The organism is Mesorhizobium sp. M1A.F.Ca.IN.022.07.1.1 (assembly GCF_003997575.1).
Taxonomy (GTDB): Bacteria; Pseudomonadota; Alphaproteobacteria; order Rhizobiales; family Rhizobiaceae; genus Mesorhizobium.
In genome coordinates this window covers 64,365-74,230 of record NZ_RZST01000003.1, presented here as the reverse complement: position 1 = coordinate 74,230, position 9,866 = coordinate 64,365, and the positions used below count along the sequence as shown (strand labels likewise).

The window sequence follows — 9,866 nt, the reverse complement described above, 5'->3', positions numbered from 1 at the left end:
TCTAAGCAAGGCGCGGCCGGAAATAATTCTTCACTGACGGACGAGCTTCCAACTGGCGAGGCGGTTCTGGAATGACACTCGGCAGCTGATTGCGTAATCCACCATCCGACCTGGATGGCGGGACGATCACCGCGAGTGGCGGATAGACGCCAGGCGTTGAACAGAACCAATCGTTGCGTCCGCTCGTTCTCCATGCCAATTCCCCCGCGGAGGACCACCTTAAGGAAAGGAAGGGTCACCTCAGGAAAATCGAACAGGTGTTCAAGTCGACCGGCAAGAAGACTTGGAAATGCACTTCATCGAAGGGCCTCGCTTGGAAGTCGCCGGCCTCATGCTCTCAAGTCCGGCTTGCTGGCGGCCTGCCAGGCGGTTGAGCACCCATGACATTGCCCGGCCGGCTCTTTGGGGAATGGGCGCAGGAGCTCGAGCACGATAAGACGCATAAGCTGCTCAGCAGATCCTCGACCAGGAGAAACACCTCGCGTCAAGAAAACGGCTTGACGGCGAACTGGGAGGTCCCGCGCGAATTGGGGCGGAACGTGGAATTGCCTCGCTATCCAGGCGTCGATGCCCTAAGGACAGCGATGCAAAATCCCAAATTCACTCAGCCGGTGACTGTTCGGGCCAGTGCTCAAGGCGCCGAGACGATCATCACTGACGTTTACGAATGCTCGTCATTTCTGCTTCGGAAGTGGCCGGGCAAGCGTGGACCGTCACATCGCGCCGCGCTCCAGGCTTGCCACGATGCCAGCGCGGACAAAAAGCCCATATCGAGCGTTCGGCGGGCGTTCGCTTTGGCTGCGCGCGAGGCTGGTATCCTGGTGGGGCAATAACGGAGCGGGCTTGCCGAGGGACACGCGGGATATATCTATCCGCACGCCGAGGGTAGTTACCTGGCCAACCGACATGAACAGACGACCAGCGTGATGCCGTTTGCAGACAGGTCAAAGGAGGTCCGCCATGTCAAACCCGTCACGGGCATTCTACACAAGTTCCAACGGCGACCGCTGGCTGGTCGTTAAGGTCGGCGAGCGCGATGAGATTTTCGTGAGGCATGAGCCAAACCGGGCCTCGGGCGGTCAACCCTCCGAGGTTGACATCGAGACGTTCATGGCCCGCGGGCCTGGCTCGCCCGAAGGCGAAGCCTTGATCGATCTGCTCGACCAGCTGCGCACCGAACAGGACCGGGCGAGCATGGAAAAGCCAGACGGTCGATAAATAGCCAACCTGCAAGGACTCGGATAGCTGCGCCGTACCGGTCACGTCTTCCGCCCTCCCCTCCGCGCTGCCTGCGGTTTGATTCTGATGCGCAACGTTCCGCCCTCCGGGCGGTCGATTTCGAACGCGTTCGTCTTGCGGACGAGATCGCTCAGCTTGCGAAAACCAAAGGTGCGGGGATCGAAGTCGGAGGCCAGATTGGCAAGCTGCGTGCCGACCGCACCGAGCGGAACCCAGCCATCCTCGCTTTCCATCTGCGCGATGATCTTCCGAATGATCGGCACGGCCGCTGAGGGCGGTTGCAATGGCTTCACGCTCGATACCGCCTCAGGTTCGTTGCCCGGCGCAGACGGAAGCAGATTCTCGGTATAGACAAATCGCCTGCATGCCTGTCGGAAACTCTCGGGCGTTTTCTGTTCGCCGAAGCCGAAGACGTCGATGCCCTGCTCGCGGATGCGGGCGGCCAGCCGGGTAAAATCACTGTCGGAGGAAACCAGGCAGAAACCGTCAAACCGACCGCTATGGAGGAGGTCCATCGCGTCGATGACGAGCGTGATGTCCGAGGCGTTCTTGCCTGTGGTGTAGGCGAACTGCTGCTGGGGTATGATTGCGTGCTTCGAAAGAACGTCGGCCCACGCTTTCGAGCGCGAGCTTGAAAAATCGCCGTAGATGCGACGCACGCTGGCCTCGCCAATCTTGGCGATCTCCTCGAACAGCCCATCGGCGATCTTGGCCGACGCATTGTCGGCATCGATCAGGACGGCAAGGCGCGGCGACCGCAGCTCGGACGGTATCATAGAGCTTCCCTAGCGCTGTTCATGCGACCTGAAGTTTTTGCTCTCAATGTCAATGATGTCGCCGCAGTTGGAGCATTCCATCTGGGTGTGAGTACGAATCCAGCCGACGAGGGTCTTTGCCTGATAATGGCAACGGGGACACTCCACGTCGATTTCGAAGGTATCCGTCTCGCGCTTTGTCATCGCCATGCCTCAGCTTTCGTCAGCAGCGGGCTCTCGCGCTTCTTTCTGCTCTTTGGATGAAGGTTTCTCCTTCGCAGCTTTACCCGCAAGCTTAGCTTCTTTCTTGGCCGCCTTTGCCTTGTCTCGTTGACTCCGCTCGTATTGATAGTTTGGCTTCATCGCCATTCGAACTCTCCGTATGCAGGTATGGTAGTCTCCCTAGGCAAAAATGGCCCGCAGCCTCAAGCGCGGTGAGAAATGCGACAATCGCGTCCTCGGCAGCAGCATCTCCGGCGCAGCACTTCATCGCGTCCCTCCAAGCTAGGCTGTCGTTTCCAGGCCAATGGTCAAACAGGAAATCGGATGCCTGTGCGACAGGCTCAATGAGAGTGAAGCCGATCGGACCGGCCATAGACAACCACGGAACCGGAATCTTGGCTGCCATCGTGCACCCTACGCCCGATTGCATGCAAAGACGAGCGTGGCAGGGGCGTATTGTTTACCCGCTTTGATCGCACCGGACGCTGCTACCGGAAATCCGCGGCGGTCAAAGTATAGGAATCGCGGCGGTTGCGGGCATAAACTTTCCCGGCGAGGTCCTGGATGGAGGGCCGCAACGCGTCAAATGCCGAAAGACAGGCCTTCTCGGCGCTTCCGTTTCCGCCCAGGGCAACGCCGGATTTGGCCAGCGCCTCGGCCTCGATGAAGAAACGGACTTGAAACATGCCGTCATAGCCGATGAAGCAGACGGCATTGCGTGCTTCATCGAAGCTTCGGCTCGGGTTCGGGAAGGCGAGCGTCATGACTGGCCTGCCGGTGTTTCGGGAGCGCCGGCGGTGAATGACCGCGCGGCGGTCCTCGCCTTGCGGCGCTCGCTGTTGCGAAGGTTGAGGGACAGCATGCTTTTGGTCGCTTCCGAACGGCTGAGCCCGATCATGAAGGCGCCGTCCACATATGCCGGGATGCCAGTGAAGACGTGATAAACCGTCCAGGAACGATCGGGTTCGACCCGGCGGCCATATTGGCGGTCCCTAAAGGCGCATGCCTGCGCGCCGGCTGCATTTTCCTCGCCTGGACGAGCCGAGGGTTCGCGAGCGGCATCGGTGCGCTGGTTACTCGCCTTCATGGTGGCGGCCCTTTGTCTGTCCCCGCCTGCGCGGGAATGACGCCGGAGTAGATCGTCGTCCCGTCGGCGTCGGCAATTGCGACCGCATCTGGCCACTGCGGCATGTTCAGCGTCCTTGCCAGAAGCAGCGCGATCTCAATCGCCGCGTCGAGGTCGGCCGCCTCTACGGTCTCACGGCCGACGACGGCGTGCGCGTCGTCGGCAACGCGCGTGCGATAGAATTCCATCACGACCTTCATCCGAGCCCGTCGCGCGCAAACATCCTGCCGTCAGCCCTTGCTCTTGCTTTGGGTGTGGATGCCGCTCGCGCCTTTGATTTGGCCGAACGCGCTCTCAGGCTTCAGCGGAAGCTTTTCCTGCTTCGGCTTCCTGATCTCTCTGTTCGAGCGTTTCTGTCCCTTGGCCATGTCGAATGTCCTTTCGATGAGCCTTATGCCGCCGTGCGATACCTCGGCGACCGGTTCCAGCCTGTCCTCCGTGACCACCCGCTCGTGCGGTTCGGCGTCGCTGCGGATGCGATATTGCGGCGAGTTTCCCCTCGGAGGCAGGGTACGAGTGACATGGTAGATTTCGCCGGTTTTTGGACCGACGCCGAGACCGCCCTTCAACCGGACCGCCTGTCCGATGTCAAAAAGGCGCGCCGGGGCTCCGTGCTGGATGGGTCGTGCGTTGCGTTGCATGAGGGTGGTCATGGTTGTCTCCGGTCCTTGTCGAGCGCCGCCTCGAGTAAGGCCGGCTCAATCTGCACCAATTTTCCTTGGACCCCCGCGCGGAGATGGCTGGTGAACGCGGCCACGCGGCGCCATGCCGTGCGCGAAGCGCCTTCGAGAGACTCCTCAGCGAGGCGTATGAAGGTCGGCGTGGTGCGAGTGGTCACTTGCGGCTTTCTGCGGAAACGCGCACATGCGCCTTCCGCTTCAAATTCAGCCCAACCGCGAAACAATGTTCGAACGAAGCGACATGCCGCGCCGGGAGCGACGCAATGCATTCACTATCGACAATTCGGAGGCACGTGGCGAGGATTGAATGCCACTTCGACCAAATCAACGAATTTTATATATGCGCCCCCATTGCGCCGTTAACAAGGTGGTCGCTGCGTTTTATTTCTCGTGGCCAAATAACAAAGCGAAATACAGGGTCAAGAAAATCGGCCGGAATTCACGTCATCCGGCGCGATATTTTCCGAGTCTCGCAATTATTCCGGCCGATAATTTAGCGGGCCCGACAAATAATTTCGGTGATCCTATCTATCGCGAGGCAATCTGTTTATAGAGGGGTATGCGCCCGTTCCGCGACAAGAAAGAAGTGCCCTTGGAGGATGATCGCCCGACAGCCGCGCCAACCGAGGAGCCTGGCATTTTGAGCACCGCCAGGGTCTTGTCCATGCGTGAACCGCCTCGCAGGTTTGGCAAGCTTGGCATCAAGGGGTCGTTACCTGTCCCGACGGGGCGGGCTAGTGCGAATGGCATGGAGACTGCGGCGAAACGCATGGGTGTGGCGCTCTCTTCATTCGGTCCACTCGCCTTGAGGCGTGTGTCGCGCTCTGGATTGTCGCTGTGCTGGCCTCGGTTTTTATTATCTTAAAGCCTGAACTGGTCGGCATCTGGCGAGAGGCGAAAACGAGAAGGATGCGAGCATGGCAAACCGCTACGCGCTCAGGATGGACGAGCCGAACAGCTGGACCGTTTTCGATATCTTCACCGGCCAACCTGCCGAGTTCGAGAAGAAGATGATGGTCGGCATCAAGACGCGCCGGGCGGAAAAGATTGTTGGTGAACTGAATATTCAGGACGTCAAGCGGCGGGAAGAAGCCGGCCGGGCAAGCCCATAATGCGGTTCAGGGCTCCTGGCCCGGCCATGCTGATAATCGCCGAATGTCGACTGCCCCTGCAGTCATTTCACTTGAAAGGATAAGACCCATGAGAACCATGAAAACACCGGATGCACCGCCGCTCGTGATCGTCGCGGTCGCCACGTCACCCAAGATCATCTCAGCTCGGCTGACGATTAGAACCGACGAAGCAGCAAGGCGCAGGATCGCTGACACTGACGGCACTCTGAGGCGGGCACGCGAACTCGCGGAACGCAATCGCCTGATTTGAACGAGCCCCTCGTTGGCCCAAGATGTCTACCGCAACAGCCGCCCTGGTGATTAGCGCCTCAAACTGCAATCCCGGCGAGGCAAGGTTGGGGTTTGGGGGATTGGGTAACCGGTGGGATAGTGACAATGGCAACTCTCGAATTGATAACCGTTGAGGAGCGGCCCGGTGGCCAGCTTCTATTTAATGTTCGCGTGACCTCCACCGGCGGCAAAATAGAACTGCCGATCGCCATTGAGGGCCAAGGATCTGTCGCTTCGAATGAAACGACGGTTCTTCAGTTCGCACTTGGTTTTGCCAAAGACCTAGAGGCTTCGGTCCGGCTTCGCCTTGGAGTGGAAAAATAGCGGTCTCTAGCAGCGACGAGTCACTGTGCCAATGCATCATCGGCGAGACCGTGGCCGTCCAGTAACGCCGCCTGTGGCTTTCTGTCCCCAGCAGCGGCTTCCACGACTAACGCCGACCGAAGCGACCTTGCTTTAATTCCCACGCCAAGGCGTGGCTGAATACCTAGCCGCGGAGTCCTTCGCTGCGCCCTTAACTTCGTCTCTGTGCATCGTTCTCGCCTTTTGAGCAGCGAAGTCTGCTTACGGCCGCCGGGCAAGCTAGCTCCAATGGCCGGATGGGGGCGCATTGCAGCAACAGATTGGGGCCGGAAGCGGAAAGACCCGTTTAAGATCCCACTCGGTGTTATCCAATCTGGACAGCAGAACGTCGCCGCATGATGAGCCAGCCTAGGAGCAGCGCTAGCAAAAGGTTCGCCAGAGCGAGACTTGCTAGCGCAGCCAACATGCCTTGGGCACCCGGATGTTCCAACAACAAAGCGGCGACCGAAGGAGCCGCCGCCTGCGCTATGAGACTTGGCATGGCAAGACGGCCTATGAGCTTCGCGTAACCTGATGGCCGGAACAGCGCTAACGGGAGAGTTCCTCGCGCAATCGACTCCAACCCGATGCCGGCGCCGTAGAATGCGAGCGCAACCGGGATGTATGGCAGGCCAGCCCACAGCGCCGAGACGCCGATCGCCACGAAAGTCACAGATGCATATTTGGTCCAGATCGGATGATGGTAACGAGCAACCAGCATTTCGATCGCTCGAGCCCCTACCTGCGCAGGACCGACGAGAGCTCCGAGGGCGACCGCGTTGCCACCGGCTTTCGCTTCGGCGTGGGCAACGCAACAGGCATCGGCTTCTATCGGGGCTGGGCCGCCACAACAGCCTTTCGAGGCGGCCGAGATCGAAGTGATCGATCTCGTGGTTGTGCAGACCCCGGTCTCCGGAAGGGCCAGATGCACCGCGTCAGCGGACACCAGGTCCCCGGCAATTGCCGCCGCCACCGAGCGCACCTGTTCATAGCCGGTCAACAGCAGGAAGGTCGGAGCCCTGCCATAGCTCTTGATGCCGACGGTGTAGAAGCCGGGCTCGGGATGGCTGAGCTCGCGGTGGCCGTGCGGCGGAACATCTCCACAGGAGTGCTCGTTGGGATCAATGAGCGGCCCTAGTGCCTTGACGCCTTCGAGCCACGGATCAAGGTCAAGCCGAAGTTCTCGGGTAATCGACAGGTCCGGACGTTGACCGGTCGCGGCGACGATCCTGTCGACAGGACCAACTGTTCGCATACCATCCGCCGACAGCCCTTCCACCACCAGACCACCGTCGACTTCGCGAATAGCCGTTGTTGCAAAGCCTGTGATCAGCTGAACGCGGCTGCTCTCAACGAGATCTCTGGCATCCGATCCGAGCTCGCCGCGAGCTGGCAAACCGGCTAAGAGACTTGCGAAACTTGTTGCCACTGGCGGAGATACTTTATGCCGGAAGAGATTGAGAACAGCCGAAGCCAAATGATCGAGCTCACCGCCGACATCGTGTCCGCCTATGTGAGCAATAACCCCGTGCCGGTTGCCTCGCTCCCGGATCTTATCGCGAGCGTGAATTTGTCCCTGGCCGCGATCGGGCAGACGGCAACACCTGAGGCGCCGGCCCAGGCGCCCGCGGTCAATCCGAAGCGATCGGTGTTCCCCGACTACATCATCTGCCTCGAGGACGGGAAGAAGTTCAAATCGCTGAAGCGGCATCTTGCATTGCACGGCCTGACGCCCGACGAGTACCGCGAGAAATGGGGTTTGGCGCGTGATTATCCGATGGTGGCGCCGAGCTATGCGGCTCAGCGCTCAACGCTGGCAAAGGCGACCGGGCTTGGTCGCAAGCCCACGGCTAAACCCGTGAAACGGGCGGCCAAGCGGAAATAGAGCGCTACAGCTCCTCTGTTCCACCCCGCCGCTCGGCCTGTTGTGCGTGAAATTCGCGATCGATCGAACCTTCTTGCGCCTTGTGAAAATACTGAGAGCAGACGAGCCAACCCTTGAGCGGCCGAAGCAGCAAGACGCACGCGCCAACTGTGAGCGGCAGAGTGGTCACCACATGAACCCAATAAGGGGGGTTGAAGCCGAGTTGGAGCCACAAAGCGAAAGCCAGGGCGGGGAACGCAACAATCGACATCGAAAAGAACGCGGGCCCGTCGGCCGGATCCGCAAACGAGTAGTCGAGGCCACAGGCTTCGCATTCCGGCGCAAGCGTCAGGAACCCGGAAAACAGATGCCCTTGCTGACAGCGGGGGCATAGACCGCGCGCACCAGTAAGCGTGGGATTCGTTGTTTCGTTGTAGGTGACCATCTGCCCCCAACAGCGCCCGGTGCACGTTTGTTCCGGCGAGTGGCCGCGCCCTAGTGCTGATCTTGTCCGACCGGTGACAAGAGCTTCGAGATTGCTCAATCAGCCGAGCGCTTTCGGCGATGATCTGCGCGGTTTCGCAGATCAGTTCGAGTTGCGCCGCTCTTGTCGGCGGATCTCGCTCAGCAAGCGCCTAGTATCGCTTCGTTCCATGGCGCCGAACCTACCGCGGAAGAATCTGTTCCAATCAGGCTAAGGACAAAAGCGGCCAACCGGTCGGGTGGTCACTGCCTAGCCGGCTAGCTTTTGCGGTGAAGGTCTTTCGGACAGGTGCCCGCCCCCCGTTGCCTGGGTGACGGGCATCTGTGTGAGTACCGCGTAGACATGGCCAAGGCCCCAGTGCTGATCACCGCTCAGTGCTGGGGTCCTTCATTCTGTTCGCTGATGACCGGCGCGCCTGATTCAACCTTGATCTTCATGACCGGACGCCCGGCTATGTCGCGGATCGTGCAGAGCAGATCGCGCTCTCGTCCTTGGGGTGCCACGAAGATCCTGACCGCCCAGATGCAGGATGTCGAAAGCGCCGAAGGCGAGTTGTTCGGCATTCCACACCATGCCGGAGTGCATTTGGTGGAAGTTCGGCCGGCCGTCGGGATCGGTCGCGATCATCTCAACATCGAGGATAAAGGACTCGGCCGGCAACTTCTCGGCCGCAGCGACGATCGGCCAATACCTTTTCGACCGGTCGGTGGCAATTGCGGGAGAAGGCACGTGCGCCGGCCCAGTCGAGGATCCCCTGGGTCCGGTAGCCGTCGTACTTGATCTCATGCAGCCAATCGTCGCTGATCGGAGGCGTCTCGACCTGGATGGGCTCCAGGGGCTTGATGAACTTCAACCGCTCTCTGGCGTCACGCATGCACATACCCAACCACGGCGATTCAAGCCGCGCGCGGCCGATCGGTTCCAAGCATTTTAGCGAATTTGTATGTAGTATCCGTTATGCGGTCTACGCCGCCAAGCTTCCTTCGCGGTGCTCCATCGCTTCGAAGATCACTTCGAAGACGCTGTCGACTTCCTCGTTGATCTCGGCAGCCGAGATGCCTTCGCGCTCGGCCGCTTTCATCAATTCGTCAGCCAGGTCGCTTATTGCAACTGGATCGTCAGTCATCGCGTTCGGCAGGTGCTCTGCCATCCATCGGTCGACGAAGTTGATGCCGCGTGTGCTCATGGAGCATGAATCGCGCAGAGTCGACTATGTTCCCGAGCCAGCGGCACGGACCGGTGCGTTCAAGGCTCGATCTGCAGCCTTTGCTAGCAGCCGAGACAGATGCCGTTCGTGAAGCTCTTGCATGCTTTCCAGAAGCGCAAAGAACTCGAGGGCGTCCTCAGTCGGCAATCCGTCCCGATCCAGTTGGGCTATGCGCTCGCGCTGCTGCGCGAGGTGGTGTCTACCCAGTTGGACATGCCCTCGGACCATGCGGATATCGTCGGAAAGCGTCATCAGGGGCAACGGCCGCGCGTTCGAGATGTTCCGCGATCCGCCGCTAAGAGCTGGAACAAGGCTGCAACGGCGGTGTTTCTCCACTCAGGAGGATCCCAATATGGCAGACGACAAGAGCAAGCGTGACTTCCGCGACCGCGATCGGGTTTCGGCCGACGAAGACTATGAGGTGGAGTATTTCGCCCAGAAGGTCGGGCCGACGCCGCAGCAGGTGCGCGAGCTGATCCGAAAGCACGGCAACGACCGCGCAACATTAGAGTGCGAAGCGAAGGCCCTCGGCCGGGGGTGACAT

General features: G+C 60.0%; 20 protein-coding genes and 1 pseudogene. 8 read left to right on the top strand and 13 right to left on the bottom strand.

Features of this window, described 5'->3' with window-relative positions; all coding sequences use genetic code 11:
- The coding region (locus tag EOA75_RS34450) for a hypothetical protein (protein WP_206516949.1) at positions 1–194 on the bottom strand (194 nt) is incomplete at its 3' end.
- A gap of 186 nt (positions 195–380) precedes the next feature.
- Here EOA75_RS34450 and EOA75_RS34810 point away from each other — a divergent pair.
- Positions 381–833: a DUF982 domain-containing protein gene (locus EOA75_RS34810; protein ID WP_245322461.1), complete on the top strand. Its 453-nt coding sequence runs from the start codon at positions 381–383 to the stop codon at positions 831–833.
- A 127-nt stretch (positions 834–960) separates the two neighbouring features.
- The gene (locus tag EOA75_RS01615) at positions 961–1,218 is read left to right on the top strand and encodes a hypothetical protein (RefSeq protein WP_066995590.1); all 258 of its coding nucleotides are present in this window, start codon (positions 961–963) and stop codon (positions 1,216–1,218) included.
- 41 nt (positions 1,219–1,259) lie between these two features.
- Here EOA75_RS01615 and EOA75_RS01610 read toward each other — a convergent pair whose 3' ends face one another.
- The 7 genes from EOA75_RS01610 to EOA75_RS01585 all read right to left on the bottom strand — a co-directional run bounded on the left by EOA75_RS01610 (position 1,260) and on the right by EOA75_RS01585 (position 3,995).
- Complete coding sequence (locus tag EOA75_RS01610) at positions 1,260–2,012, bottom strand: NYN domain-containing protein (RefSeq protein WP_066999207.1); 753 nt, start codon at positions 2,010–2,012, stop codon at positions 1,260–1,262.
- A gap of 195 nt (positions 2,013–2,207) precedes the next feature.
- Positions 2,208–2,363: a hypothetical protein gene (locus EOA75_RS33860; RefSeq protein WP_164747239.1), complete on the bottom strand. Its 156-nt coding sequence runs from the start codon at positions 2,361–2,363 to the stop codon at positions 2,208–2,210.
- A complete protein-coding gene (locus EOA75_RS01605) occupies positions 2,290–2,589 on the bottom strand; it encodes a DUF982 domain-containing protein (protein ID WP_245322470.1) in 300 nt (99 codons plus the stop codon). Before EOA75_RS01605 ends, EOA75_RS33860 begins: the two co-directional genes overlap by 74 nt.
- Positions 2,590–2,704: 115 nt before the next feature.
- Entirely contained in the window at positions 2,705–2,980 is a 276-nt protein-coding gene (locus EOA75_RS01600) for a DUF1488 domain-containing protein (RefSeq protein ID WP_095825916.1), read from the bottom strand.
- The gene (locus EOA75_RS01595) at positions 2,977–3,303 is read right to left on the bottom strand and encodes a hypothetical protein (RefSeq protein ID WP_179293666.1); all 327 of its coding nucleotides are present in this window, start codon (positions 3,301–3,303) and stop codon (positions 2,977–2,979) included. Before EOA75_RS01595 ends, EOA75_RS01600 begins: the two co-directional genes overlap by 4 nt.
- Positions 3,300–3,542 (bottom strand): hypothetical protein, encoded by a 243-nt coding sequence (locus tag EOA75_RS01590; protein ID WP_095825915.1) that lies wholly within the window; start codon positions 3,540–3,542, stop codon positions 3,300–3,302. Before EOA75_RS01590 ends, EOA75_RS01595 begins: the two co-directional genes overlap by 4 nt.
- A gap of 30 nt (positions 3,543–3,572) precedes the next feature.
- Positions 3,573–3,995, bottom strand: coding sequence for a hypothetical protein (locus EOA75_RS01585; protein ID WP_245322471.1), 423 nt, complete (start codon positions 3,993–3,995; stop codon positions 3,573–3,575).
- A 944-nt stretch (positions 3,996–4,939) separates the two neighbouring features.
- Between EOA75_RS01585 and EOA75_RS01575 the strand changes: the two genes are divergently transcribed.
- The 3 genes from EOA75_RS01575 to EOA75_RS01565 all read left to right on the top strand — a co-directional run bounded on the left by EOA75_RS01575 (position 4,940) and on the right by EOA75_RS01565 (position 5,749).
- Complete coding sequence (locus EOA75_RS01575) at positions 4,940–5,134, top strand: hypothetical protein (RefSeq protein ID WP_127248616.1); 195 nt, start codon at positions 4,940–4,942, stop codon at positions 5,132–5,134.
- 88 nt (positions 5,135–5,222) lie between these two features.
- Entirely contained in the window at positions 5,223–5,405 is a 183-nt protein-coding gene (locus EOA75_RS01570) for a hypothetical protein (protein ID WP_127323434.1), read from the top strand.
- Positions 5,406–5,530: 125 nt separating this feature from the next.
- A complete protein-coding gene (locus EOA75_RS01565; protein ID WP_095825913.1) occupies positions 5,531–5,749 on the top strand; it encodes a hypothetical protein in 219 nt (72 codons plus the stop codon).
- Positions 5,750–6,557: 808 nt separating this feature from the next.
- Here EOA75_RS01565 and EOA75_RS01555 read toward each other — a convergent pair.
- Positions 6,558–7,163 (bottom strand): annotated as a pseudogene (locus tag EOA75_RS01555) (flavoprotein); the annotation flags it as partial.
- 48 nt (positions 7,164–7,211) lie between these two features.
- Between EOA75_RS01555 and EOA75_RS01550 the strand changes: the two are divergent.
- Complete coding sequence (locus EOA75_RS01550; protein ID WP_127215465.1) at positions 7,212–7,652, top strand: MucR family transcriptional regulator; 441 nt, start codon at positions 7,212–7,214, stop codon at positions 7,650–7,652.
- A 4-nt stretch (positions 7,653–7,656) separates the two neighbouring features.
- Here EOA75_RS01550 and EOA75_RS01545 read toward each other — a convergent pair whose 3' ends face one another.
- From EOA75_RS01545 to EOA75_RS01535, 4 genes are all read right to left on the bottom strand, one after another.
- The gene (locus EOA75_RS01545; protein WP_127248614.1) at positions 7,657–8,076 is read right to left on the bottom strand and encodes a DUF983 domain-containing protein; all 420 of its coding nucleotides are present in this window, start codon (positions 8,074–8,076) and stop codon (positions 7,657–7,659) included.
- A gap of 459 nt (positions 8,077–8,535) precedes the next feature.
- On the bottom strand, positions 8,536–8,742 hold the full coding sequence (locus tag EOA75_RS34805) for a hypothetical protein (protein WP_245466534.1): 207 nt from the start codon (positions 8,740–8,742) through the stop codon (positions 8,536–8,538).
- 1 nt (position 8,743) lies between these two features.
- A complete protein-coding gene (locus EOA75_RS01540) occupies positions 8,744–8,989 on the bottom strand; it encodes a hypothetical protein (protein ID WP_245466533.1) in 246 nt (81 codons plus the stop codon).
- A gap of 90 nt (positions 8,990–9,079) precedes the next feature.
- A complete protein-coding gene (locus tag EOA75_RS01535) occupies positions 9,080–9,301 on the bottom strand; it encodes a DUF768 domain-containing protein (protein ID WP_127215464.1) in 222 nt (73 codons plus the stop codon).
- 99 nt (positions 9,302–9,400) lie between these two features.
- Here EOA75_RS01535 and EOA75_RS01530 point away from each other — a divergent pair, with 99 nt between their 5' ends.
- The gene (locus EOA75_RS01530) at positions 9,401–9,700 is read left to right on the top strand and encodes a hypothetical protein (protein ID WP_127323433.1); all 300 of its coding nucleotides are present in this window, start codon (positions 9,401–9,403) and stop codon (positions 9,698–9,700) included.
- Positions 9,675–9,863 (top strand): DUF3606 domain-containing protein, encoded by a 189-nt coding sequence (locus EOA75_RS01525; RefSeq protein WP_127323432.1) that lies wholly within the window; start codon positions 9,675–9,677, stop codon positions 9,861–9,863. The genes EOA75_RS01530 and EOA75_RS01525 overlap by 26 nt, the downstream gene beginning before the upstream one ends.
- The last annotated feature ends 3 nt before the right edge of the window (positions 9,864–9,866 follow it).